Annotated in this window: 15 protein-coding genes and 3 tRNA genes; 13 read left to right on the top strand and 5 right to left on the bottom strand. The window is 62.8% G+C overall.

Annotation, left to right across the window (positions count from 1 at the left end; genetic code table 11):
• Positions 1-93 precede the first annotated feature (93 nt).
• The 4 genes from LDN85_RS04350 (at position 94) to LDN85_RS04335 (ending at position 6,625) form a co-directional block, all read left to right on the top strand.
• Positions 94-184, top strand: a tRNA-Ser gene (locus LDN85_RS04350).
• Positions 185-463: 279 nt separating this feature from the next.
• On the top strand, positions 464-1,249 hold the full coding sequence (locus LDN85_RS04345) for a VOC family protein (protein WP_026547031.1): 786 nt from the start codon (positions 464-466) through the stop codon (positions 1,247-1,249).
• A 161-nt stretch (positions 1,250-1,410) separates the two neighbouring features.
• Entirely contained in the window at positions 1,411-1,902 is a 492-nt protein-coding gene (locus tag LDN85_RS04340; protein ID WP_051420825.1) for a septum formation family protein, read from the top strand.
• A gap of 181 nt (positions 1,903-2,083) precedes the next feature.
• On the top strand, positions 2,084-6,625 hold the full coding sequence (locus tag LDN85_RS04335) for an ExeM/NucH family extracellular endonuclease (protein ID WP_223944696.1): 4,542 nt from the start codon (positions 2,084-2,086) through the stop codon (positions 6,623-6,625).
• A gap of 189 nt (positions 6,626-6,814) precedes the next feature.
• On the opposite strand, the gene LDN85_RS04330 is transcribed toward LDN85_RS04335, so the two are convergent.
• Positions 6,815-8,764, bottom strand: a complete 1,950-nt coding sequence (locus tag LDN85_RS04330) for an FAD/NAD(P)-binding protein (RefSeq protein ID WP_223944695.1) — start codon at positions 8,762-8,764, stop codon at positions 6,815-6,817.
• Between the two features lie 60 nt (positions 8,765-8,824).
• On the opposite strand from LDN85_RS04330, the gene LDN85_RS04325 reads away from it, so the two are divergent.
• Both LDN85_RS04325 and LDN85_RS04320 read left to right on the top strand, forming a co-directional pair.
• On the top strand, positions 8,825-11,053 hold the full coding sequence (locus LDN85_RS04325) for a prolyl oligopeptidase family serine peptidase (RefSeq protein WP_223944694.1): 2,229 nt from the start codon (positions 8,825-8,827) through the stop codon (positions 11,051-11,053).
• Positions 11,054-11,221: 168 nt separating this feature from the next.
• Positions 11,222-11,309: transfer RNA gene (locus LDN85_RS04320), tRNA-Ser, on the top strand.
• A gap of 146 nt (positions 11,310-11,455) precedes the next feature.
• On the opposite strand, the gene LDN85_RS04315 is transcribed toward LDN85_RS04320, so the two are convergent.
• Together LDN85_RS04315 and LDN85_RS04310 are read right to left on the bottom strand one after the other, a co-directional pair.
• Positions 11,456-12,922, bottom strand: a complete 1,467-nt coding sequence (locus LDN85_RS04315) for an MFS transporter (RefSeq protein WP_223944693.1) — start codon at positions 12,920-12,922, stop codon at positions 11,456-11,458.
• 220 nt (positions 12,923-13,142) lie between these two features.
• Positions 13,143-15,308, bottom strand: a complete 2,166-nt coding sequence (locus LDN85_RS04310; protein WP_223944692.1) for a RecQ family ATP-dependent DNA helicase — start codon at positions 15,306-15,308, stop codon at positions 13,143-13,145.
• A 125-nt stretch (positions 15,309-15,433) separates the two neighbouring features.
• Between LDN85_RS04310 and LDN85_RS04305 the strand changes: the two genes are divergently transcribed.
• The 4 genes from LDN85_RS04305 to LDN85_RS04290 all read left to right on the top strand — a co-directional run bounded on the left by LDN85_RS04305 (position 15,434) and on the right by LDN85_RS04290 (position 19,128).
• The gene (locus LDN85_RS04305; RefSeq protein WP_026542199.1) at positions 15,434-16,852 is read left to right on the top strand and encodes a phosphomannomutase/phosphoglucomutase; all 1,419 of its coding nucleotides are present in this window, start codon (positions 15,434-15,436) and stop codon (positions 16,850-16,852) included.
• Between the two features lie 7 nt (positions 16,853-16,859).
• Complete coding sequence (locus LDN85_RS04300; RefSeq protein ID WP_223944691.1) at positions 16,860-17,315, top strand: hypothetical protein; 456 nt, start codon at positions 16,860-16,862, stop codon at positions 17,313-17,315.
• A 40-nt stretch (positions 17,316-17,355) separates the two neighbouring features.
• The gene (locus LDN85_RS04295) at positions 17,356-17,826 is read left to right on the top strand and encodes an Rrf2 family transcriptional regulator (protein WP_026542201.1); all 471 of its coding nucleotides are present in this window, start codon (positions 17,356-17,358) and stop codon (positions 17,824-17,826) included.
• A 144-nt stretch (positions 17,827-17,970) separates the two neighbouring features.
• Entirely contained in the window at positions 17,971-19,128 is a 1,158-nt protein-coding gene (locus tag LDN85_RS04290; protein WP_223944690.1) for a globin domain-containing protein, read from the top strand.
• Between the two features lie 115 nt (positions 19,129-19,243).
• Here the strand turns inward: LDN85_RS04290 and LDN85_RS04285 are convergent, their stop codons facing one another.
• Positions 19,244-21,070, bottom strand: a complete 1,827-nt coding sequence (locus LDN85_RS04285; RefSeq protein WP_026542203.1) for a phosphoenolpyruvate carboxykinase (GTP) — start codon at positions 21,068-21,070, stop codon at positions 19,244-19,246.
• 284 nt (positions 21,071-21,354) lie between these two features.
• Between LDN85_RS04285 and LDN85_RS04280 the strand changes: the two genes are divergently transcribed.
• Positions 21,355-21,428, top strand: a tRNA-Arg gene (locus LDN85_RS04280).
• 219 nt (positions 21,429-21,647) lie between these two features.
• On the opposite strand, the gene LDN85_RS04275 is transcribed toward LDN85_RS04280, so the two are convergent.
• A complete protein-coding gene (locus tag LDN85_RS04275; protein WP_026547684.1) occupies positions 21,648-22,376 on the bottom strand; it encodes a FadR/GntR family transcriptional regulator in 729 nt (242 codons plus the stop codon).
• 338 nt (positions 22,377-22,714) lie between these two features.
• On the opposite strand from LDN85_RS04275, the gene LDN85_RS04270 reads away from it, so the two are divergent.
• Both LDN85_RS04270 and LDN85_RS04265 read left to right on the top strand, forming a co-directional pair.
• Positions 22,715-24,337, top strand: coding sequence for an ABC transporter substrate-binding protein (locus LDN85_RS04270; RefSeq protein WP_026542205.1), 1,623 nt, complete (start codon positions 22,715-22,717; stop codon positions 24,335-24,337).
• A 153-nt stretch (positions 24,338-24,490) separates the two neighbouring features.
• Entirely contained in the window at positions 24,491-25,396 is a 906-nt protein-coding gene (locus tag LDN85_RS04265) for an ABC transporter permease (protein ID WP_051420905.1), read from the top strand.

The raw sequence follows: 25,396 nt of genomic DNA, 5'->3' as shown, positions 1-25,396 counted from the left end.
CCGGTTTCTTGCTGGTCCTCGGGCCCCCGGGGCAGGGGTTGGAGGACGTGATGTTTTGGAACAGCCAACTCCCTATGAAACACTACTAGGCGAGGAAGGTTGTCCGAGCGGCCTAAGGAGCTGGTCTTGAAAACCAGTGTGCGGTAACCCCGCACCAAGGGTTCAAATCCCTTACCTTCCGCCAAGCAGGTGCCCCGGGTCCCAGGACCCGGGGCATTTTTGTGCCCTCGGAGCACTTTTCTTCCGGGTGTCCGAGCCGTCTGCGGGTCCTTTTGCGGGCCGCCTGCGGGCGTCTTTGCGGGCCCTTACAAGGCCCTTACAAGGGCGGCGAAACCCGGAAGCGGGAACTGGCTCCCGGAAGATCATTGAAACTGTCTGACCCCCCGCATAGTGTTCTGTCTGTCTCCACACCACTGACATATGCCGTAGCTTCCGCCGCGGAAAGACAACAGGAGCCTGACCCATGCCTAAGCCTGACATCACTCCCGGCGCACCCTGCTGGATTGATCTGATGACGTCTGACACCGAGAAAGCGAAGACGTTCTACAACGCGCTGTTCGGGTGGACGTACGAGACCGGGGACGAGGAAAAGTACGGCGGCTACATCACGGCACTCAAAGACGGCCGGATGGTGGCAGGCATTATGGCCAAGCAGGCTGACATGGGAGCCATGCCGGACGTGTGGTCCACTTACCTGCGCACAGACGACATCAAGGCAACCACCGAGGCAGCAGCTGCCAATGGCGGACAGGTGTACCTGGAACCCATGGAGGTCCCGGAACAGGGCAGCATGGCCATGTACGGCGATGCCTCAGGTGCCTCAATCGGCGCCTGGGAGTTCGGTGAAATGACTGGCTACGAGCTCGCGGCTGAGGCCGGTGCTCCCGCCTGGCATGAACTCCTTTCCAAGGACTACGACGCCGCGGTCACGTTCTACCAGAAGGTCTTCGGCTGGAACACGGATGTCATGAGCGATACCCCGGAGTTCAGGTACACCACCCTCGGCGCCGGGGATGAGGCCAAGGCGGGCATTATGGATGCCTCCGGTTTCCTCCCGGAACAGGTCCCTTCCATGTGGAGCGTCTATTTCGCCGTTGAGGACACGGACGCCGCCGTGGAACAAGCCACAGCCTTGGGCGCAACCATCACACAGCCCGCCGAGGACACGCCCTTTGGCCGTTTGGCCACTCTCCAGGACCCCACGGGCGCTGTCTTCAAGGTCATTCAGGACCTGGGCCAAACCGTCTAGATTTAACCCATTGGGCCCGGCCGTCTGCCTCCTACCCAGGGGCGCCGGCCGGATCCGCTCATTGTCGGCGTTGGGGGATCCGCCGGCGTGGGTCCTTGTCTGGTCCCTCACTGCCGACCATAGGCCTGGCGCCTGTGATCATTTCGGGAACGAGGACCCATATGCACCACTTTTCACGAGGCCTGAAGACTGCCGCCGCACTTGGCATGGCATCGATCGCGCTGGCGGGCTGTTCGTTGATAAGCAGCGGCGATGCCAAACGGGACGAATCAGGAAAGCCCACGGAATCGTCCAAGGCCGATGCCTTCAAGGTCAAACTTGGCGACTGCATCGCCAATCCGGACAGCCAGGAAGTTGTGGATGTCACCATCATTCCGTGCGATCAGAGCCACGACCTTGAGGCCTACGGGGTAACCAATATGGACGCCTCAACGTTCCCCGGCGACACGGAAGTCGGTGCCGAGGCCGAAAAGTACTGCGGTGCCCAATTCACCACCTTCGTTGGCTTGCCGTTCGACGAATCCGAGCTGGAGGTCACCTTCCTGCACCCCACCAGTGATTCCTGGAAAAACGGCGACCGCGAAATCGTCTGCCTGGTCGGCGGAGCGTCCGGAGCCGCCACCACCGGGTCACTCAAGGGCGCCGCCAAATAGTCCTTGTGACCCAAGGAACCGTCCGGCCACCCCCGGTCCACCTCCCATTCATTCCACCGTGTTCTGCTATGCCCGAGCAACAGGTTTACCCCGGAGTAACTTCCGGAACAACGCCCACTTCACAAGAGCGTGGGCGTCGTCCAAAGGGCCCCACAGGGCCCCCTAATGAAAGTTAGAGCGGATGCACCAACAACATTGGAAAGTACTGGCAGGATCGGTCCTGTCGGCGGGGTTGCTTGCGGCCCCGCTGACAGCCGCTCCGGCCATGGCAGCGGATGATCCCTCGGCGCCTGCCGGCGGGTCGCCGGTGGTCATCAACGAGGCCTACCTCAGCGGTGGGAGCGCCGGTGCCGCCTACAAGAACAAATTCGTGGAGCTCTACAACTCCTCCGACTCTCCCGTCAGCCTGGCGGGATGGTCGCTGCAGTACCGGTCCGGCACTGCCACCGCTGCTCCCACGGGGATCACCCCGCTGACCGGCAGCATCCCCGCCAAGGGCTATTTCCTGGTCCAGGGCGCCACCAACAGCGGAACCTCCACAGCTCCGGCCCTTCCCACGGCCGATGTGCAGGCCACCGGGACACTGAACCCCAGTGGAACCACCGGAACGCTGGTCCTGGCACGGCAGGCCACCGCCGTTAGCCCGCTTCCTGCGGGCCCGGTAACAGAGAACGCATCAATTGCCGACCTTCTGGGCTACGGCACCTCCAACACTTTCGAAACGGCTGCGGCAACTGCGCCCACCGGCAACTCGGACGTCAAGAGCCTGAACCGCGCCAACGGCGTTGACACCAATTCCAACGCCGCCGATTTCAGCCTCAGCGCCACCATCACCCCCACTTCCTCCAACGGCGGCGGAACTCCGCCCGTTGACCCGGGCCCTGACCCGGAGCCCGGTGTCAAGACCATTGCCGAGGTCCAGGGAACCGGCACGGCCAGCCCACTGGTGGGCAGCACGGTCACTACCAGGGGCAAGGTCACCGCTGTGTACGCCACGGGCGGACTCAACGGCTACTACGTCCAGACTCCCGGAACCGGCGGCGGGACCGCCGGGGCGGCCAGGCCGGCGTCGGACGCTGTATTTATCTACTCACCGTCAACGGCCGCCACAGTCCAGGCAGGCGACTATCTGGAACTCACAGGCGTGGTCAGCGAATTTGCCAACCAGACCCAGCTCACGGTTGAAGCTGCCGGTTTGAAGAAGCTCGCTGAGGCCGCCCCCGAGGTCAAGTCCACACCGTTCACGTTGCCGGCCAATGAGGCCGCCAGGGAAAGCCTCGAAGGCATGCTCGTGGCACCCCAGGGCGACTTCACCGTCACGGACAACTACTCCTTGAACCAGTACGGCGAAATCGGCCTCGCGGCCGGGAAGTCGCCCCTGGTGCAGCCCACGGCTGTGGCCGCTTACGGCTCAGCCGAGTACGCGGCAGTGGTGGCGGACAACGCGTTGCGTGGTATCAAGCTCGACGACGGCGCGTCCACCAACTTCCTCAAGGACGCAACCACCAAAGCCCAGGCCCTGCCGTACCTGACAACCACAGATCCGGTACGCGTCGGTTCAGCCGCGCAGTTCCGCACGGACGTCATCCTGGGCTACGGCAACAACTCCTGGAAATTCCAGCCCCTTGCTGCCTTGAGCCCGGCCAATGCTGAGTCCGTCCAACCGGCCGGCTTCACCGCCAGCCGGCCCGACGGTCCGTCCGATGTTGGCGGCAACCTCAAGTTGGCTTCGTTCAACGTGCTGAACTACTTCCCCACCACCGGGGACCAGCTCACGGGCTGCAACTTCTACACTGACCGCGACGGCAACCCGATCACTGTCAAGGACGGCTGCAATGCACGCGGCGCTGCCAACGCAGAGAACTTTGAGCGCCAGCAGGACAAAATCGTAGCGGCCATCACCAAGTCGGGTGCCGACGTCGTGTCCCTTGAGGAAATCGAGAACTCGGCTCAGTTCGGCAAGAACCGTGATGACGCCCTGTCCAAGCTGGTGGACGCGCTCAACGTCAAGACACCTGGGGTGTGGGACTACGTGCGCACTCCCGCAAACGCTCCGCCGTTGAGCGATGAGGACATGATCCGGACCGCATTCATCTTCAAGAAGGCCGCGGCAGAGCCTGTGGGCGAGTCAGTCATCCACAACGACACCGTGGCATTCGCCAGCGCCCGCAAGCCCCTCGCGCAGGTTTTCAAGCCGGTGGGCGGAGCCGATGACAGGAAGTTCATCGCGATCGTGAACCACTTCAAGTCCAAGGGCTCGGCCGCCACCGCGGACGATACCGACAAGGGCCAGGGTGCCTCGAACATTGCCCGCACCAAGCAGGCCGAATCATTGCTCGCTTTCTCCAAGGACCTCCAGGCCTCAAAGGGCACCAATAAGGTCTTCCTGATCGGCGACTTCAATGCCTACGCCAAGGAAGACCCCATCAACGTCCTCACCGGAGCCGGGTACACCGACCTTGAGGCAGGCACGGGCAAGCACTCGTACCTCTTTGGCGGCATGGTGGGTTCTTTGGACCACATCCTCGCCTCCCCGGCCGCCCACAAGGTGGTCACCGGCACCGACATCTGGAATATCAACTCCGTGGAGTCCGTCGCACTGGAGTACAGCAGGTATAACAACAATGTGACCAACTACTACGCCGCGGACGAGTTCCGGGCCAGCGACCACGACCCCGTGGTGGTGGGCCTGAACCTGGCCACGGACGCACCGGCAAGCGTTGACCTGCAGTTCCTGGGGATCAACGACTTCCACGGACGCATCGACACCAACACGGTGCTTTTTGCCGGAACGGTTGAAAAGCTCAGGGCCGCAGCCGCCCCCGGCGCTACGGCCTTCATCTCGGCCGGTGACAACATCGGAGCCTCACTCTTCGCCTCTGCGGTGGCAAAGGACCAGCCCACCATTGACGTCCTGAACGCTTTGGAACTGCAGGCCTCTGCTGTGGGCAACCACGAGTTCGACGGCGGTTGGCCGGACCTGCGCGACCGCGTCGTCGCTGGAGGCGCCAACGCGAAGTTTGCCTACCTCGGAGCCAACGTGTACCAGAAGGGCACCACCACACCGGTCCTGCCGGAGTACAAGGTCCTGGACATGAACGGGATGAAGGTGGCCGTTATCGGCACAGTCACACAGGAAGTTCCTTCGCTGGTGACACCCGCCGGAATCGCGGACCTCGAATTCGGCGATCCTGTGGAGGCCATCAACCGGGTGGCGGCCAAGATCAAGGCCGGCAACCTCGCTGACCTCATCATCGTGGAAAACCACGACGGCGCGGCTTCCGGGACCCCTGAGGGTGCCACGTTGGAGCAGGAAGTCGCAGCGGGCGGTCCGTTCGCCAAACTGGTCAATGAAACCACTCCGGACGTGGCGGCGATCTTCACCGGCCACACGCATAAGGAATACGCCTGGGACGCCCCGGTACTGGACTCCAACGGCCAGCCGACCGGCAAGACCCGCCCCATCGTTCAGACCGGCAACTACGGCGAGAATGTGGGCAGCGTGACGCTCACGGTGGATACCGCAAGCAAAGCTGTGACTGCTTACAAGGCAGCCGTGGTGGACCGGACCACCGAAACCGCGGAGGCCTTGGTGGCTGCCTACCCACGGGTTGCCGCGGTAAAGACGATCGTGGACAAGGCTCTGGCCCAGGCAGCGGAAATTGGCAACCAGCCAGTAGGCGCAGTCACCGCTGATATCACCACTGCGTTCACTCCCGATCCTGCCGGCGGGGCCCCTAAGCGCGACGATCGCGCGAACGAGTCCACGCTGGGCAACCTGGTGGCGGACTCCCTGGTGGATACGCTCAAGGCGCCAGAACTGGGAACCGCGGAGATCGGCGTCGTCAACCCGGGCGGCCTGCGCAACGAGCTCTACTACGCGCCCGACGGCACCATCACCTACGCCGAGGCCAATGCGGTCCTGCCGTTCGTGAACAACCTGTGGACCACCTCCCTGACGGGCGCACAGTTCAAGATCCTTCTTGAGCAGCAGTGGCAGACAAACCCTGACGGAACCGTACCCAGCCGCCCCTACCAGCAGTTGGGTCTGTCCAAGAACGTCAATTACACCTACGACGCCGCACGCGCTGCCGGAGACCGGATTACGGGCATTTGGGTGAACGGCGCCGTGATTGACCCCGCCAAGCAGTACAGGATCGGCACCTTCAGCTTCCTGGCTACCGGTGGTGACAACTTCCGGGTCTTCAAGGAGGGGAACAACACGAAGGACACCGGGCTGGTGGACCGTGATGCGTGGATCAAGTATCTGCAGGGGCACAAGCCTGTGTCGCCGGACTTCGCCCGCCGTTCCGTCGCCGTGGTGAACTCCACCGCAGCAGAGGTCAAAGCAGGTGGATCCATCACGCTGGCTGTCTCCAAGCTGAACCTCACCTCGATCGGCAGCCCAGCCAACGCAACACTGAACGCAGTCTTTGTTGACAGCAAGGGTGCCACGTTGGCCCTCGGATCCGTGCCGGTAACAGCAGGGGCGGCCACCGTGGACCTCAAGGTGCCCACAGCGGCGGCCGCAGGTACCGGCACCGTGGTGCTGACCGCCGTCGAAAGCGGGACCGTGGTGAAGGCACTCGTGAAGGTTGCCGCGACCGGCCAGAACCCGCCCCAGTGCACCGCACCCACCAAACCCTCCAAGTGGTACGACATCGTGGGCTGGCTCAGGTATGGGTTCGCCTGGTTGGAGTACCAGAGGTGCCTGAGGGGCTAACCGCTTCCGGGCATGAACAATAAAGGCAGGGCCCCTCACGATCTTGGTCGTGAGGGGCCCTGCCTCGTGCTTGGGAGATACTTGTGCTTGGGAATTACTTGTGCTTGGCAGCTACTTGGTGGCGGGGTACATTCCATCCGGAGAACCGCACGCGCTGACCGAAGGGCGGGTGCCCACAACCTGAAGCCGTCAGCGACCCAGAATGCTTCGGGCGATCTCGTCGGCATCGCGCAGGGTCCGCTGTCCGCTGGCGTAGGCGGGGCCCTTCTTTGGCCGGGCCTCGGCAGCAATGGCAGTGCCCCACTGGGTTGCGGACAGCTGAAGGCCCAGGACGTACAGGTTCGGGGTGATGGAACCATTGGCGGCCAATGGCCTGTAGGGATGTGGCTCCACGTCCAGTCCGGTGGTCTGCACGGGCGCACCCTCACCACCCATCATGATCTTGGGGCGTACCAGGCCATCGGCGAGCATCTGCTCCAGCAGGGGGGAAACATTCATGGCCACCCGGTTCGCCGGCGACATCGCCTCAATGAGGGTGGGGGCTTCCACCGGGGCGTCATGCACCCAAGGGGACGCGGCCCGGAAAACCTTGGCGGTCCGGTCCACGCTGAACTTCGGATCCGGACCGACAAAACTCACGACGCCGGCACGCGCCAAGGCTGCCAACTGCTCCGAACGCAGCGCAGGGGCTCCGCTGGCCAGTCCTTCCACGAAGGACTCGAACCAGCCACGCAAGCCGGAGAGCCATGATTCGTCAGTGATGCCGCCATCGGCCACCACCGATTTGAGGATGGCCCGGCCGGTGTGGAGCGCTCCGATGGCCATCTTGACGGGGTCTGCCTCGCCGAGGGCGGAGCGCCGGGCATCGTCATCCAAATAGGCCGTGATGGCAAGGTCCAGCTCGTGCCGGGAGGCAAACGTCCGTCCCGCTAGCGGTGCGGCCAGCCCCCGGAGGTTTAAGCGGCGTGAGGGGACAACGTGTTTTTCGACGAGGTCGCCCACGCTGCTTTCCCAATGCGTGGTGGTATGGGCGTGGACCTGGAGCGCATCCTCAAGATCGGCCAGGAACTGCGCGGGATCCTTGATGGCCGCGGGCTGGGAACGGGCCAGGGTTGAATAGTAGGCCCACAAAGCGTCACGGTGCAGCAGCGGCCACAGATCATGGTCAAAACCAGGCTGGATTCCTGCTGCCCGGAAAACATCCACGGCATCTTCGGTCAAGTACCTCATGGTGATGCTGGCCGGATAGTAGCCATCAAGGCCCGCCTTGGCCCGGTACGGCGTGCCGCGGCGGGAAGCTGCGATGATTTTGGGTTCCCTCCCCGACGCCCGGTACTCCAGAACCCCGGCTCCCGGGGCACCGGCCTCAACAAACTTCCCGCCCCGGCCTTCCGTCAACTGGCCCATGACGTCAAAGAAATTCAGGCCCATGCCGCGGACCAGTACAGGCTCGTTGTCCGGCACCCCCTGCCAGTCCACGTCCGCCGGCGGGGCAGGCGGGAAATACAGCAGGCCCTGGTCCTCGGCTGCGCGCTGGAAAGAACGCTGCTCCGGATTCAGGCGGGACTCAATGTGCCCCAGCGCGAGGACCAGCGAGCCGACGGTGAGGGTGTCGCCGTTGGCGAGTTCGACGTCGAATCCGTCCTGCGTGCCGCGGCTTACCGGCCGCGCAGCAACGGCGAGCGTTTGATGGAAGGTGACTTCGACGCCGTCGGGCAGCCGTTCCAGCACGCCCGCCAAAGTCTGGCGGAGGTACCTGCCGTACAGGGCGCGGCTGGGGAAGTCGCGCGATTCCAGCGTGGCCAGCTCCGCCTTTTCGGCCTCGTTGAGTCCCTCGCCATCACGACGCCGGGCTTCACGCCATTGGTCGAAGGAACCACCCGCCAAGGGCTCAGCCAGCTGCGGGTCTTCGGGGATGAGCGTCGGATAAAACGATTGGGTGTTCATCAGGTACAGGCGCGACTGCTCCGGCTGCCACACGTGGCCCGAACCGGCAGGAAAGGGATCCACCACATCGATCCGGAGGCTTGATCCCCGTGGTGTCGCTGCAGCCCAATTCGCAAGCAGCCGCTCAAGGACACTGGTGCCCCTGGGGCCGGCCCCTACCAGGGCAACACGGATGGTTTGCGATTTAGCCACGCTCAAGCCTAACTTCTGTGTGACTTGCTTCCAGTCGAACACTGTTGCTTGGATGGGGCGATGACCACCACAGAAGCTGATCAGACGCCACTTCCCGGGACGGGCACCACTACCTCCGGGCCGCGCCATGCCGCAGACCTCGCGCCTGAGCCCACCGATGAGAACGTCTGGCTCGAGGACATCCACGGCGAAGAACAGCTGGCGTGGGTCCGTGAACAGAACGCCCGCACCGAAGAACTGCTCGAAGACGCCGGGTACGCCGCTGTTGAAGCCGGGATCCTGGAAGTCCTCGACTCAACGGACCGCATCGCCATGGTTTCCAAACGCGGGGACTACTACTACAACTTCTGGAAAGACCAGGAACACCCGAAAGGCCTCTGGCGCCGCACCACCTGGGAAAGCTACCTCACTGAGCAGCCGGAATGGGATGTCCTGCTGGACATCGACGCTCTTTCCGCCGCCGAAGGCGTGGAGTGGGTCTTCCACGGCGCCGGCTTCCTCCGGCCGGCCGACGGCAGGGAGTACCGGCTGGCCATGGTCTCGCTCTCCCCCGACGGCGGCGATGCGGACCGGCACCGCGAGTTCGACGTCGAATCCCGCACCTTTGTGGAGGGCGGCTTCGACCTCCCCACCGCCAAAGGAAATGTGAGCTGGCTCGATGCGGACACTTTGCTGGTATCCAGCACAGCGGACGGGCTGCCTGCAACGACGTCCTCCTACGCCCGGACGGGCGTAAAGCTCCGACGCGGCCAGACGCTGGCCGAGGCGGAGCGACTATTCGAGATCCCCCAAGACCACATGCTGGCCATGGTGGCCCACGATTCAACCCCCGGCTACGAGCGCACCTTCGCCGTGGACTACATCGATTTCTACAACAGGAGCACCTGGCTGCTGCGCGATGACTCGTGGGTGGCAATCGACGTTCCCACGGACGTCAACATCAGTGCACACCGCGACTGGTTGCTGTTCCGTCCGCAGAAAGACTGGGAGCTGTCCGGTTCCCTCTACCCTGCCGGATCGCTGCTGGCTGCCGATTTTGAGTCCTACCTGGCCGGATCCCGTACACTGCTGGTCCTGTTCACACCGGATACCCAGACCTCGCTGCAGTCCTGGAGCTGGACCAAGGACTACCTGCTGCTGAACCTCCTGCGTGACGTTTCTTCGGAGATCCGGGTACTGGACCCTTCCACGGTTGACTCCGCAGGTGCCTGGGCGTCCACCCCCCTGGACGCCTGTCCACCCCTGCATGACGTCAACGCCTATGCCGTGGATGACGAAGACCAAGGCGCTGCCGGCAATGACTTCTGGCTGGTGGCCACCGGCTTCATCACTCCCACCACCCTGACCCGGGGAACCCTCACCACCGCCGGGGACAAGCAGTCCGGCGGCGTGGTGAGCCGGCATGCGGAAGTGAAGCGGTCGCCGTCGTTCTTCAACGAAGCCGCGTACGAGGTCCAGCAGCACTTTGCCGTCTCCGCAGATGGAACGAAGGTTCCGTACTTCCAGGTAGCGTCCAGGGATCTGGTGCTCGACGGCCAAAACCCCACCCAGCTCTCCGGCTACGGCGGATTCGAAATCTCCCGGACCCCGGCCTACAGCGGAACCATCGGCCGCGCATGGCTTGAACGGCGAACTGCTGGTCCTTCCGCTGGAGACGGCGCCGGACCACACTCGCGCGGCGGCGTATATGTGGTGGCCAACATCCGGGGCGGCGGCGAATACGGACCTTCCTGGCACCGGGCTGCACTCCAGGAAAACCGTCACCGGGCCTATGAGGACTTCGCTGCCGTGGCCCGCGACCTGATCTCCCGCGGGGTCACCAGCCGGGCACGCCTGGGATGCGTCGGCGGCTCCAACGGCGGGCTGCTGGTGGGGAACATGCTCACGCAGTACCCCGAACTGTTCGGTGCCGTGTCCTGCGGAGTGCCGCTCCTGGACATGCGCCGTTACACCAAGCTCTCCGCCGGTTATTCATGGATTGCCGAATACGGGGACCCCGATGTCCCCGCACAATGGGAGTTCATCCGAACCTTCTCGCCGTACCACCTCCTTCGCGATGGCGTGGAGTACCCCGAGACGTTCATCTGGACTGCCACTTCCGATGACCGGGTGGGACCCGTCCAAGCCCGCAAGATGGCTGCCCGCATGCAGGCCATGGGCATCCCGAACGTCTGGTTCCACGAGGCCCTTGAAGGTGGCCACGCCGGCGCATCGGACAACAGGCAGGCCGCGGCGTTGCAGGCGCGGAGCAACCACTTCCTGTGGCGTTCGTTGGCTGGAAGCGACTGACCCTCCCATTTCGTGGGAGAGGCCCTCCCCGTTTCGGGGGTTCCCTGCTGAGAGTGCCGCGCGAACGGCACGGCTGGCAGGGAACCATCGAATTGGGGAGCTTGGCAAAGGCTGTTTTGCGCTGGACGCCACGTTCTGCGTATCCTTGGTGGGCTAGCAATAGCAAAGGGAGACGTGCCAGAGCGGCCGAATGGGCTTCACTGCTAATGAAGTGTGGGGCACAACTCCACCGGGGGTTCAAATCCCCCCGTCTCCGCGAATTGGTCCCGGTTTTTCGAAACCGGGACCTTTTGCGTTTAAGCGTGCTTCCTCCCGCCGAAATCCGGAGGTATAGCCGACGTGCATGAATTCCGGATGCGCAAAGGGGCAGGAGCTCAGCCGCGCTTCACTCTGCCGCCGGGCTTAGCTCCCCCGCTGTGCTCTGCTGGTTTTGCCTCTTCCGGTTGTGACGCCGCCGCTGACCTCAGCCCCCGCATGGCGGTGCAGGGTGAGGCTGTCCACGGTGCTGATCAGCATCAAGGCAGCCATGGCCACGAAAGCACCCTTGTACGCCGCCACCTGGTCCGGGCCGAAGGCATCAGTGGCCTCGAACAAGCGCAGGAACAAAGCGCCCACCGCAATCCCGGCCGCGGCCGCCAACTGGACAAGCGTTGCCGAGATGGCGTTGGCGGAGGGCAACTGCCCGGGAACGATGTCCGCATACTGAACCGAGGCGTAGGCAGAGAAACCGATGGAACGGAAGGCGCCGCTGAACAGCAACAGGGCGAAAATGAGGGGCTCAGGGGTCTGGGCGTCAAGGAAAGCGCACAGGGCAAACGTCACAGCCGAGGCGAACGAGGCGAAGACCAGCACCGGCTTGAACCCAAAACGCCTGATCAAAGGCGTAGTCGCCGGCTTGATTCCTATGTTGCCAACGAACACGGCCGCCACCATCACACCTGCTTTCAGGGGATCCCAGCCAAACCCGTCCTGGAACATCAACGGCAACAGGAATGGGACGGAGCTGATGGTGAGCCTGTAAATAAACCCACCCGTGGAGGTAGCCCTGAAGGTCCGGGTGCCAAAGACGCCGAGGTTGAACAGGGGTACCTTCGCTTTCCCCATCCACCAGACTGCGCCTGCAAGGGACAGGACCCCCGCGAAGACCACTCCTGCGGCAAGGAGGTTGGATGCATGCCCACCCAAAGTCTCCAGGCCCACCACCAACGCACCTACGCCCAGGGTCGTCAGGAGGAGTCCGAACCAGTCCAAACGCCGTTTCCCGTCAAGCTGGGTCCGCGGTACCAGCCTCAGGGCGGCGATGAAAGCAGCCAGGCCGAGTGGAACGTTGATGATGAAGATCCAGTGCCAAGACAGGAAGGTAGTCAGTGCCCCGCCCACCATCGGCGCCAAGACAGGTGCAAGGAGCCCCGGCCACACGAGGTAGGCGGTGGCGCGCAGAAGCTCGGACTTGGGTGTGCCCCGAAGCACCACCAGGGTGCCCACGGGTACCATCATGGCTCCGCCCATCCCCTGGGCTACCCGGCTGAGGGTGAGCATGGTCAGGTCGGTGCTGATCGCGCAGAGCAGGGAGGCAATGGTGAAGACCGAAATTGCGAGACAGAAGATCCTACGGGCACCAAAACGCTCCGCCAGCCAACTGCTCAACGGAATGCCCATGGCCACCGTCACCAGGTACGCGGTCATGGTGATGTTAATGTCGGCCGGTGCCACTCGGAAATCGGAGGCGATGCTGGGAATGGCCGTGGTCAGGATGGTCCCATCCAGGAACTCCATGAAGAATGTCGCTGCCACCAGCAGTGCCAGGCGCGGCCGCCACGTCGTATGTTCGGTGGCGTCGACGTCGGTGTTGCTCGGGTTTGCGCTCATGGCTCCGGTCCGGGTTCTGGCGTAGGCCTGCGACGGGCAGCAGGCTGTTTGCTCGATCCTATAGATGCAGCGTGGGAGCGATCACAACATGACGTAGTTCTACCGGTGAGCGACCAGTGCACGACCCTGTTTGGGCGGCACTACCCGGGATGGGTCGGCACTACCCGGGATGGGTCGGCACCACCCGGCTTGGGCCAGCCCTACCCGGGATGGGTCGGCACTACCCGGCTTGGGCCAGCGCGAGCGGCAGCACCGCGCCCACTCCGGCCTGGCGCAACGCCCTGGCCGAGACCGTCATGGTCCAGCGGCTGTCAATGAGGTCATCGACCAACAGCACGGGTTGGCCACCGAGACCTGCCAAAGCCTGGGCGAGGTCCGGTCCGACCACGAGCCTGTCCCACACCCCTGCCAAGCGGTAAGCACTGTTGCCGCCACGTGCGCCGGTGGGCCCGCCATGCTGGGGTTGGAGCTGCCCGAGGTACGGCATCCGTCCGATGCCCGCTATTCCTTGAGCCAGGGATTCGACCAACTGCGGCTTGCTTCGTGAAGGAATGCTGACAACTGCCGCCGGACGTCCGGCTCCGCTCCACGGGGTTCCGCCCTCCGCTCCGGACCATTCGCGAAGGACCTGGACACACGCCTGCAGCATGGCAGGGTCAACGGGCCGATCAGGGGCACCGGCAGCAAACAACTCCCGCAATGCTCCACCCCAGCCAAGGTCGGTGAGCCTGGCCAGAATCCGCCCCTCGGCCACGCTTTCGTCCGGCTTGATCTTTCCCTTGACCGGTACTCCGAGACGGTCCATGCCACTTGGCCACTGCAGCCGTGGTTCCAACGCTATTCCTGCACGGCGCAGGGTTTGCCCGGCGGCGTCGGATGCCGAGGCCGCGACGTCCACGGGGAACCACCGGCCAGCGCAGTTGTCGCAGCGCCCACAAGCGGCAGCCGTTTCGTCGTCCAGCACCGAGGTGATGTATTCCATGCGGCATCCCGCGGTGTCCTGGTAGATCACCATGGAATCCTGCTCATCCACCCTGGCCTCGGCGATACGGGCGTAGCGCTCGGCGTCGTAGTTCCACGGCAAGCCTGTGGAACGCCATCCTCCGCCAACCCGTTCCACAGCTCCATCTACCGCCAGGACCTTGAGGAGGAGTTCCAAAGGCGTACGGCGAAGGTCCACCCTGGCTTCCAGCGCCACCGTTGACAGGGCCGAACCGGCTTCACCGAGGACTGCCAGTACGGCGTTCGCCTTCTCGGCGGACGGCATGGATGCCGTGGCGAAATACTGCCAGATCTCACGGTCCTCGGAGCCGGGAAGCAGCAGGACATCGGCGTTGGCCGCCCCACGTCCTGCACGGCCAACCTGCTGGTAATAGGCAACTGGCGACGATGGCGCGCCAAGGTGGATGACGAAGCCCAGGTCCGGCTTGTCGAAGCCCATTCCCAGGGCGGAGGTGGCCACGAGGGCCTTCACCTGGTTGTCCTTGAGGAGCTGTTCGGCACGCTCCCTGTCTGCTGGGTCCGTCCTGCCAGTGTAGGAAAGGACATTGTGTCCGGCTTCAGCAAGGAGCCTGGCAGTATCCTCGGCCGCCGAGACCGTGAGTGTGTAGATAATCCCGCTCCCGGGCATGTCCGCAAGGTGGGTCAACAACCAACCAAGCCGGTCCCGGGAATCGGGCAGTGTCAGCACTCCGAGCCGCAGCGATTCACGGCCCAGCGCACCACGGATGGTCAGCACGCCCTCGCCAAGTTGCTCTTCGATATCGTGGACCACCCTGGAGTTGGCCGTAGCGGTGGTTGCCAGGACAGGCACGGATGGCGGCAGCTGGGCTATGAGGTCTGCGATGCGGCGGTAGTCCGGGCGGAAATCGTGTCCCCAGTCCGATATGCAGTGGGCTTCATCGATGACCAGCAGACCGGTACGCCGGATGAGCTCCGGAAGCTGGTTCTCCCTGAAGGAAGGGTTGGTCAGCCGTTCGGGCGAGACCAGGAGAACGTCAACCTCGTCAGCGGCCAACTGGGCCAGTACGGTATCCCACTCCAAGGCATTTGCGGAGTTGATGGCAACAGCCCGCACTCCAGCCCGGGCGGCTGCGGCAACCTGGTCGCGCATGAGCGCCAGCAGCGGCGAAACAATCAGGGTAGGGCCCGCTCCACGCTTTCGCAGCAACAAGGATGCAACGAAGTAGACAGCGGACTTTCCCCACCCCGTGCGCTGGACCACCAAGGCCCTGCGCCCGGCATCAACCAACGCTTCAATGGCCTCATATTGGCCATCATGGAACCGGGCTTCGGGGTGCCCCACCAACTCCCGCAGGCAGGCCAATGCTTGCTGCTGGGTGGGTGATTGCACGGAAACTGCAGTGTTTTGGGGTTCGTTGGCCATCACCCCAGTATTCCAGCCGGCCCTGACAGCCATCACCCGCAGACCCCGCTATGTGGACAACAATTATCCACAAGGAAGGTCCGTGCGTGCCTGCCCGTTTGCGTTGCCACAGTAGGATTGAGCGCGTGACTAGCGAGCAGAACAAGACATTCGACCTCTCGGCCTCCTTCAAGGCGTATGACGTCCGTGGGATCGTGGGTGAATCCATTACGGCTGAAATCGTCGAGGCCGTCGGTGCTGCCTTCATCGACGTCCTCGGACTTGAAGGCCAGACGGTCCTGGTCGGTGGGGACATGCGTCCGTCCTCCCCCGAGTTCAGCCAGGCATTCGCCAACGGTGCGGCCACGCGTGGCGCTGATGTCCTTTTGCTGGACCTTATTTCCACCGATGAGCTGTACTACGCGTGCGGCGCCTTGAACGCAGCCGGGGCAACGTTCACCGCCAGCCACAACCCTGCCGAGTACAACGGCATCAAAATGGCCAAGGCCGGCGCCCAACCCATTTCCTCGGAGTCCGGCCTGAAGGAAATCCAGGCCCTGGCCGAGCAATACCTGAACTCAGGCACCATCCCGGCCGCGGGCACCCGCGGTGAAATCGGCGTGCGCGATGTCTTGAAGGATTACTCGGAATACCTGCGCCAGTTGGTGGATCTCTCCGGTTCCCGTCCACTGAAAATGGTGGTGGACGCCGGCAACGGCATGGCCGGACTGACCACTCCCGCAGTCCTCGGTGACAAACTGCTCCCGGCCCTGCCGTTCGAGATCGTCCCGCTCTACTTCGAGTTGGACGGCTCCTTCCCCAACCACCCGGCCAACCCCTTGGAACCGGAAAACCTCCGGGACCTGCAGGCCGCCGTCATCAAACACGGCGCGGACATTGGCCTGGCGTTCGACGGCGACGCTGACCGCTGCTTTGTGATCGATGAGAAGGGTGAGCCCGTCTCCCCGTCTGCGATCACCGGAATGGTGGCCCGCCGGGAAATTGCCCGTGCACAAGCTGCGGGCGAAGAAACCCCTGTGATCATTCACAATTTGCTCACCTCCAAGGCCGTGCCCGAGCTTGTCGCCAAGGATGGCGGCCGTGCGGTACGGACCCGCGTGGGTCACTCCTTCATCAAAGCGGTCATGGCCGAGGAAGGCGCGGTCTTCGGCGGAGAGCACTCCGCCCACTTCTATTTCCGCGATTTCTGGAACGCTGACACCGGCATGCTTGCCGCCATGCACGTCCTGGCCGCCCTCGGCGAGCAGGACGGTCCGCTGTCCGAACTGGGCCGCCAGTACGAGCCCTACGTATCCTCCGGCGAGATCAACTCGGAGATCGAGGACAAAGCAGGCGCTGTGGAACGCGTTCGCGTCGACTTTGAAACCGAGGACGTCGAGATCGACCACATGGACGGCAGCACCTTCACGGCCAAGGATGGCAGCTGGTGGTTCAACCTGCGCCCATCCAACACCGAGCCCTTCCTCCGCCTGAACGCAGAGGCCAAGGACCAGCCCACCATGGAGAAGATCCGCGACCGCGTCCTCGCACTGGTCCGGGCGTAGGTCTGTCATGAACCACCAGTCCACCAACGAGGGCCTCCCGGAGGAATCAGACCAGGATCGCGAACTCCGCGAAACCCTGGGCACTGCTTTGGGAACCGCCCAGGAGCACATTCAGCAAAATGGCGGCTTTTTCCCGTTCGGAATCACCATGTCCAATGATGGTGAACTCCGGATAGTCATGATTGCCCCCGGCGAGCCGGATGAAAACGGCGACGTCGATGCCGGCCAAATGCTGAATGATGTTCATGACCTGCTGCGCCAGGGCCGGGATGACTTCCGGGCCATAGCCGTGGTCAGTGACGTCAGCCTGCCCGACCATGGGTCAGACGGCATTCACGGCGCAGCCGAGCACCGGAACGGCGACGTCCTGGCGGCTATCATTCCCTACTCTCCTACCGCCGACGGTTTTGCCTTCAGCGCAATGGAACCTGATACACACGAGCCATCCATCTGGGTGGACTAGACCCTGACCGTTAGCCGGACCCTAGCCGGAAGTTGATGCCATGAAAATCAACGCGTTTGCAGATGTCAGCCTCCGGGCCATCATGGTGTTGGCCGCCGCTCCAGAAGGTGTGCTCCTGACCACCCAAGCGGTGGCAGACGCCGTGGGAACACCGTACAACCATGTCAGCAAAGCGATGGTCCGCTTGCGCGCACTGGGCTACATTGACGTTGAACGGGGACGCCTGGGCGGTTCCAGACTGAATGAAACCGGACGCAAGGCTACCGTTGGCGAAGTCTTGCGTCATTTGGACAGCAGGCAGGACCCGGCAGAGTGCCAATCCCCCACCAAGAGTTGTCCGCTCATCACGGAATGCGGCCTGCGCCACGCGATGAACCGGGCCAGGGAAGCCTTCTACCGCGAGTTGGACACCGTGGTCATTGCTTCGCTTCCCCACGCCCGCCAGATGAATCCGGTGTTCCATTCCATTGGGCTGCGTCCGGAATTCAGGTTGCCGGCTACCCAGCCTTAGGGCTCCCCAAAGCGCCTATCAGGGACCTCCCTCCCAGTTTGCACATCACTTCTACGAGGTGTAGAAATTGAGGTATCAATATAAGCATTTCAAATGCTTATATATTTTGGCCGGCAAGCCCTGCCCCTAACACCCAGGAGAACCATGCTCTCGGAAAAGTCCCGCCCCATCATCGAAGCAACCCTTCCCTTGGTGGGCTCACGGATCGGCGCGATCACCGTGGACTTCTACCAGCGGCTTTTCTCGGCGCACCCCCAGCTGCTTGACGGCCTCTTCAGCCGTTCCAACCAGCGTTCAGGTGACCAGCAACGGGCACTGGCCGGAAGCATCGCAGCTTTCGCCACCCACCTGGTCAACAACCCAGGCACCCTTCCGGAGAAAGTCCTGTCCAGGATCGCGCACAAGCATGCCTCCCTCGGAATCACCGAAGAGCAGTATGACGTGGTCTACGAGCACTTGTTCGCCGCGATCGCCGCAGACCTGGCAGAGGTCATCACGCCCGGGATCGCTGAGGCCTGGACTGAGGTCTATTGGCTCATGGCTGACGCGCTGATCAAGCTGGAAAAGGACCTCTACGCCTCGCAGGCAAACAGCAAAATGTGGATGCCCTGGCGTGTTACGGCCAAGGAACCGGCAGGCACCGACGCCATGACCTTCACTCTGGAACCGGCCGATGACACCCCGGTCACCCCTGCGGTTCCCGGTCAGTACATCAGCGTCAAGGTCCGCCTCAGTGACGGGCTCCGTCAGGTGCGCCAGTATTCGCTGTCCGGCGACACGGGCACCAGCCGGACCTTCACTACCAAACTGAACGACGGCGGTGAGGTATCCACCGCCCTGCACACCGGCGTCGAACCTGGCGACATTCTGGAAATCTCGAACCCATACGGCGAAATCACCCTCAAAGAGGGAGCGGGACCGGTCATTCTCGCCTCGGCAGGCATCGGTTGCACCCCGACGGCGTCCATCCTGCGTTCGCTCGCCGAGGCTGGAACGGACCGGCAGGTCCTGGTCCTCCACGCCGAGAAGGCCATGGACAACTGGGCACTCAGCGGGCAAATGACGGCAGACGCCGCGGCAATCGACGCAGACCTGAAACTTTGGCTGGAAACTCCGCATGCCGCGGCCACGCAGGGTTTCATGTCACTGCGGGAAGTTGACGTCCCTGCCGATGCCTCGTTGTACCTCTGCGGACCGCTTCCCTTCATGAAGAAGATCCGCGACGAAGCCATTGAGGCTGGAATTCCGGCCACGCGGATCCACTACGAGGTCTTTGGCCCGGACGTTTGGCTCGCCAACTAGGTCTGGCTCGCAACCACACTGGCCAGGGATCGGAAACGACGGCGGCCCGCCACCTTCCAACGGAAGGTGACGGGCCGTCGTCGTTCACTTAAGAACGCCGTTGTTCCTAAGAGGTCTAGCCCAGACGGGTCTTGAGACCGTCCAGTTCGGACTGAAGCGCCGCCGGGAGGGACTCGCCAAAGTTGGCGAACCATTCCTCGATGGACGCCAGTTCGGTTGCCCATTCCTCCGGGTCCACGCGCACAGCCGATTCAACCTCAGCCGGTGTCATGTCCAGGCCCTCGAGGTCGATTGATTCGCCGGTCGGAACAAAGCCGATCGGGGTCTCAATGGCGTCGGCCTTGCCTTCAAGGCGCTCGATGGCCCACTTGAGCACACGGGCGTTGTCCCCGAAGCCAGGCCAGGCGAAGCCGCCTTCAGCCGTGCGGCGGAACCAGTTGACCAGGAAGATCTTGGGCAGGCGCTCGGGGTTTGCCTTCGCGGACAGGTTTACCCAGTGGTTCAGGTAGTCCCCTGCGTCGTAGCCGATGAACGGCAGCATGGCCATGGGATCGCGGCGAACCACGCCTACGGCACCAGCGGCAGCAGCGGTGGTTTCGGAGGACAGGGTGGAACCCATGAAGATGCCGTTTGACCAGTCGCGGGCTTCGGTGACCAGCGGGATGGTGGTCTTGCGTCGGCCGCCGAACAGGATCGCGGAGAGCTCCACGCCTTCCGGGCTGAAGTATTCCTCTGCCAGCATGTCGATCTGGTCGATCGGCGTGCAGAAACGGGAGTTCGGGTGGGCCGCCGGGGAGTCGGAGTCCGGAGTCCAGGACTCACCACGCCAGTCGGTCAGGTGTGCCGGAGTTTCCTCCGTCATGCCTTCCCACCACACGCCACCGTCGTCGGTCAGCGCCACGTTGGTGAAGATGCTGTTGCCCTTGGCAATAGCGCGCATGGCGTTGGGGTTGGTGCCCCAGCCGGTGCCCGGCGCAACGCCGAACAGGCCTGCCTCGGGGTTGACGGCGCGGAGTTCGCCTTCCTTGCCGAAGCGCATCCAGGTGATGTCATCGCCAAGGGTCTCAACTTTCCAGCCCTTGATGGTGGGGTCGAGCAACGCGAGGTTGGTCTTGCCGCAGGCGGAGGGGAAGGCTGCAGAAACGTAGTACGTCTTCTGCTCCGGGGAGGTCAGCTTGAGGATGAGCATGTGCTCGGCCAGCCAGCCTTCATCGCGGGCCATGACCGAAGCGATGCGCAGTGCGTAGCACTTCTTGCCCAGGAGGGCGTTTCCGCCGTAGCCGGAGCCGAAGGACCAGATGGAGCGCTCTTCGGGGAAGTGCACAATCCATTTGTCCGTGTTGCAGGGCCATGCGACGTCGGCCTGTCCGGCTTCCAGGGGTGCGCCCAGCGAGTGGAGGGCGGGGACAAAGAAAGCGTCGGTCTGGGTGATGCGGTCCAGGACGTCGGTTCCGATGCGGGCCATGATGCGCATGGAGGCAACAACGTAGGCGGAGTCGGTGATCTCGACGCCAAACTTGGGATCTTCTGCATCAAGGTGGCCCATGACGAACGGAATGACGTACATGGTGCGGCCACGCATGGAGCCGGCGAACAGGCCGCGCAGCTTCTGCTTCATCTCGGCCGGGGCCATCCAGTTGTTGGTGAAGCCTGCGTCGCGCTCGTTCTCGGAGCAGATGAAGGTCTGCTCTTCCACACGGGCGACGTCGGCCGGGTCCGAGAACGCCGCGAAGGAGTTCGGGAACGTTTCCGGGTTGAGCCTCTTCAGCGTGCCGGCCTCAACCAGCTCGTCCGTGAGTTTCTTGTTTTCTGCTTCGCTGCCATCGACCCAGTGGATGCGGTCCGGCTGAGTCAGCTCGGCAACTTCCTCAACCCAGGCCAGCAGGCGTGCATGCGTAGTAGGTGCCTTCTCAAGCAGCGGCAGTCGCGCCAGATCGCCCATTGCGGTTCCCTTCCTCGGGTTCAGTGGTGTGTCCTAAACGATAGGGGCCGCGGACCAGACCAATCCGCTGTCAGACATCGGACATCCAAAGCCTTCAAAAGCAAAAACCGCTAGAAATAAGGGGTTGGCATCCCAGAGGAGTGAATTTAAGTGACTAAGGTCACGTAGACCGGTCTAGTTGCGCAGATTACAGCTTTTCGATTTGGAACTTCTCATGAACTTCTGTAAAGTTTATTGAGGTTCGAGGGGGTCAGAGAAACAGACCGCCGAGAATCACACGAAATGCGCCCATAGCTCAGCTGGATAGAGCGTCTGTCTACGGAACAGAAGGTCAGGGGTTCGAATCCCTTTGGGCGCACAAATGAAGACCCGCACCGGTTCGCCGGTGCGGGTCTTTTTTCATGCCCGGCGAGCCCAATTACGTAACAGCAGATGCTCTATTGAGCGCTCATAACGACATGTGCTGTTACTTGGTTGGGTGGGCGCGGCGGCAGGTGACCCGCGCTCAGAACGGAAAGGGCCGCCGTCGTACTTTTCAAGAAGTACGACGGCGGCCCTTGCGTTAAGTGCCGAACGCTTAGTCGGCGACGGCCTCGCTGATCCGGCGGCGGATCCCATCGAAGTGGCGGTTGAGCAGCTCGGAGGCCAGGACCTTGTCCCCCGAGGCTACGGCGGCATAGATTCCCCGGTGCATCGCGGCAGTCTTCACCAAGTCCTCGTTGCCCGGGCCGATTTCCACGTGGATCTTCCGGTAGACCTTCCAGAAGACGCCCATGAGGTTGATCAGGAGTTCGTTGTTAAGGGGTTCGAAGAGCCGGCGATGGAACTCGGCGTCCGCAGCAACAAAGTTTTCGCCGGCAGCGGCGAGCTCTTCCATCTGCTTGACGGCTTCTTCGATGGAAGCGAGCTGCTCCTTGGTCATGACGTCAATGGAGGATCCAATCAGGCCGGACTCCAACGCCTGGCGGACATCCACCAACTGCAGGGCCTCCAAGCCCTGGTGCCGCAACGACAGCCGGCCGCGGAATGTCAGGCCATCGGCAAGGGCGTCGAAGTTGCTCGGTGCAACGAACATGCCAAAGCCGTGCCGGATTTCGATGACGCCCAAGGCCTGGAGTACTTTGAGCGACTCTCGCAGGGTATTGCGCCCCACTCCCAGCGCGCCGGAAAGCTCGCTTTCGGTTGGCAATGGATCGCCTGCCTCGAGCTCGCGCTCAAGGATCAATTCCATAATGTCCGACTGCAGGGCGCGCAGCCGGGCCTGTGCACTGAACCGCGCCTGCGGAACCACACCGGAAGTTGTCATGGCTTTCTCCTTGCCGATGCACCTGCTTCGATAACCCGGCGGAGACCGGTCCTTATGCATGTGCGGTGTTAATATTGAGGCGAGCCTAGTGCCCACCCAAGAATGAGTGACTCGCAACATACAATATCGGATGTCCCACCTCCGGCATAGCTATGTACGGTGAAATCGCTGGGATTTCCCGCCAGGACCGGCCGCAGCCGGCACACCGTCAGCGCGCAACGGCATCTCAAACGCTCCTTCTCACTTGACGTTCCCTTGTGACCGCCCTTACAGTTTCCATACGAGCATCGGACGTCCTACATCCGATAACCCACGAAACGCGATTGGTGAGGCACCCTATGAGCAAGACGATCCAAAGCCTGCCGCTGGTCAACGACGCCAGCCGCCGGAACTTCCTGAAGATAAGCGGCGCAGTTGGTGCAGCAGCCGCCTTCACGGCAACACTCTCTGCGTGCGGCGGCGCTGCCAGCACCACAACCGGAACCGCTGCCAACACTGCCGCAGTCAACAAGGACCTCACCATTGAGGCTGGCATCTCCTACGCCTTGTCCACCGGTTTCGATCCCCTGAGTTCCTCGGGTGCCACCCCGATGGCAGCAAACCTGCACATCTTCGAAGGCCTGATTGAACTCCACCCGGCCACACGCCAGCCCTACAACGCCTTGGCTGCCACGGATCCCAAGAAGGTCAACGACACCACTTACCAGGTGACCATTCGCGATGGGGCCAAGTTCCATGACGGCTCCCCCGTCACCACCGAGGATGTCGCGTTCTCCTTCACCCGCGTGATGGATCCGGCCAACAAGTCCTTGTTCTCCCAGTTCATCCCCTTCATCCAGGACGTCAAGCCACTGGATGCAAAGACCGTGGAGTTCACCCTTAAGTACGCCTTCCCCGGTTTCGGTCCCCGCATCTCCGTGGTGAAGATTGTGCCCAAGGCACTCGCTACGGACCTGAAGGCCTTTGACGCTTCACCCATCGGCTCCGGTCCCTACAAACTGGTCTCCGCCGTCAAGGACGACAAGATCGTCTTCGAAGCTTTCGCCGACTACAACGGCCCGAAGCCCGCACTGGCCAAGGGCATGACCTGGCTGCTGCTTTCAGATGCAGCAGCCCGTGTCACCGCTGTACAGTCCGGCCGGGTCCAGGCAATCGAAGACGTTCCCTATCTGGATGTCGACGGGCTGAAGTCCAAGGTCAAGGTGGAATCGGTCCAGTCCTTCGGCCTGTTGTTCCTCATGTTCAACTGTGCAAAGGCACCGTTCGACAACAAGCTTGTCCGCCAGGCCCTGCACTACGGCCTGGACAAGGAAGCAATCATCAAGAAAGCACTGTTCGGCAACGCAAAAGCCGCTACTTCCTACTTCCAGGAAGGCCACCCGGACTACGTCAAGGCCAAGAACGTTTACGGCTTCGATACCTCCAAGGCTGAGGAACTGCTGAAGCAGGCCGGCGTTACCAGCCTCGAGTTCGAGCTCCTCACCACGGACACCGCCTGGGTCAAGGACGTTGCACCCCTGATCCTCGAATCCTGGAACAAGATCCCGGGCGTCAAGGTCACCGTCAAGAGCCTTCAGTCCGGAGCCTTGTACAGCGACCGTGTTGGCAAGGGCGATTACTCGGTGGTCGCAGCCCCCGGCGATCCGTCCGTGTTTGGCAATGATGCAGACCTCCTCCTGAGCTGGTTCTACTCAGGTGCAACATGGATGGACAAGCGTGCCTTCTGGACAACCCCCGAACGCGCCAAGCTGCAGGAACTCATGAACAAGGGCTCCCAGGCTTCGGGCGAAGAGGCGAAGAAGATCGTGGGCGAAATCGTGGACATGGTCTCGGACGAAGTCCCCCTGTACCCGATCTTCCACCGCCAGCTGCCCAGCGCCTGGGACGAGAAGAAGCTCAACGGCTTCAAGCCGCTGCCCACCACCGGCCTGTCCTTCGTCGACGTCGGACGAACCGCCTAAGCACCCTTCGAGTTGCGGGGCCCGCTCTGCGGCGTAAATCCCCCGAATAACCCGCAGAGCGGGCCCCGCAACCAGCAGCACCCCAACCAACCGGAGAACAAATTGGTCACGATATTGCGTTTGCTTGGCCGCAGACTCGCAGCACTGCCATTGATGATCCTGGGCATTACGTTGCTCGTCTTCCTCGTCCTGCAGGCCGCTCCCGGCGATCAGGCAAGCTCCGCCCTCGGTGACGGCGCCAGCGAAGAAGCGAAGCAACAGTACCGCCAGGACAATGGCTTGAACGATCCCCTGGTCCTGCAGTACTTCCGCTTCCTCGGAAAGCTCCTGCAGTTCGACCTCGGCGTTACCACCCCGCCGGCAAAGTCGGTGGCCTCCATGATCGGCTCGGCGTTCCCCCTGACGCTGCAGCTCACGTTCCTGGGTGTCCTGATCGCGATCGTGCTCTCGCTCGCGTTCGGCATCCTCGGCGCCCTCTACCGCGACAAGTGGCAGGACCAGTTGGTCCGTGTCTTCTCCATCGCCGCGATCGCCACGCCATCGTTCTGGCTGGGCATCCTGCTCATCCAGTGGTTCGCGCTCGGTGAGAACCCGATGTTCCCCTCAGGCGGAATTGCGACGCCGGAATCCGGCTTCGGCGGTTGGCTCAACTCCATGGCCCTCCCGGCGCTTGCGCTCGGCATCCCCGTCTCGGCGTCGCTGATCCGTGTGGTCCGTACCTCCATGGTGGAAGAACTGGACCGCGACTACGTCCGCACCGCCATCGGCAACGGTGTCCCCTACCGCGAGGTTGTCTCCAAGAACGTCCTCCGCAACGCACTCGTCACCCCGGTGACCGTACTGGGACTGCGCGTGGGCTACCTGCTGGGCGGCGCCGTCGTGATTGAAATGATTTTCGCCCTCCCTGGCATGGGCCAGCTGATCCTCAACGGCATCACCAACCTGGACGTCAACCTGGTCCAGGGCGTGGTGCTCACCATCTCGGTCACCTTCGTTCTGGTGAACATCGTGGTGGACCTTCTCTACCTGCTCATCAACCCCCGAATCAGGACGGTATAG

The sequence above is a fragment of the Arthrobacter sp. StoSoilB20 genome (assembly GCF_019977295.1).
Taxonomy (GTDB): domain Bacteria; phylum Actinomycetota; class Actinomycetes; order Actinomycetales; family Micrococcaceae; genus Arthrobacter; species Arthrobacter nicotinovorans_A.
The sequence above is the reverse complement of the archived record's forward strand: the minus strand, read 5'-3'. Positions and strand labels throughout refer to the sequence as shown.

Excerpts from the sequence above, each read along its gene's own strand:
- LDN85_RS04270 (WP_026542205.1), top strand. The coding sequence starts at position 22,715 with ATGAGCAAGACGATCCAAAGCCTGCCGCTGGTCAACGACGCCAGCCGC.
- LDN85_RS04265 (WP_051420905.1), top strand. The coding sequence starts at position 24,491 with ATGATCCTGGGCATTACGTTGCTCGTCTTCCTCGTCCTGCAGGCCGCT.
- LDN85_RS04275 (WP_026547684.1), bottom strand. The coding sequence starts at position 22,376 with ATGACAACTTCCGGTGTGGTTCCGCAGGCGCGGTTCAGTGCACAGGCC.
- LDN85_RS04315 (WP_223944693.1), bottom strand. The coding sequence starts at position 12,922 with ATGAGCGCAAACCCGAGCAACACCGACGTCGACGCCACCGAACATACG.
- LDN85_RS04290 (WP_223944690.1), top strand. The coding sequence starts at position 17,971 with ATGCTCTCGGAAAAGTCCCGCCCCATCATCGAAGCAACCCTTCCCTTG.
- LDN85_RS04340 (WP_051420825.1), top strand. The coding sequence starts at position 1,411 with ATGCACCACTTTTCACGAGGCCTGAAGACTGCCGCCGCACTTGGCATG.
- LDN85_RS04325 (WP_223944694.1), top strand. The coding sequence starts at position 8,825 with ATGACCACCACAGAAGCTGATCAGACGCCACTTCCCGGGACGGGCACC.
- LDN85_RS04310 (WP_223944692.1), bottom strand. The coding sequence starts at position 15,308 with ATGGCCAACGAACCCCAAAACACTGCAGTTTCCGTGCAATCACCCACC.
- LDN85_RS04300 (WP_223944691.1), top strand. The coding sequence starts at position 16,860 with ATGAACCACCAGTCCACCAACGAGGGCCTCCCGGAGGAATCAGACCAG.
- LDN85_RS04345 (WP_026547031.1), top strand. The coding sequence starts at position 464 with ATGCCTAAGCCTGACATCACTCCCGGCGCACCCTGCTGGATTGATCTG.
- LDN85_RS04285 (WP_026542203.1), bottom strand. The coding sequence starts at position 21,070 with ATGGGCGATCTGGCGCGACTGCCGCTGCTTGAGAAGGCACCTACTACG.
- LDN85_RS04335 (WP_223944696.1), top strand. The coding sequence starts at position 2,084 with ATGCACCAACAACATTGGAAAGTACTGGCAGGATCGGTCCTGTCGGCG.
- LDN85_RS04295 (WP_026542201.1), top strand. The coding sequence starts at position 17,356 with ATGAAAATCAACGCGTTTGCAGATGTCAGCCTCCGGGCCATCATGGTG.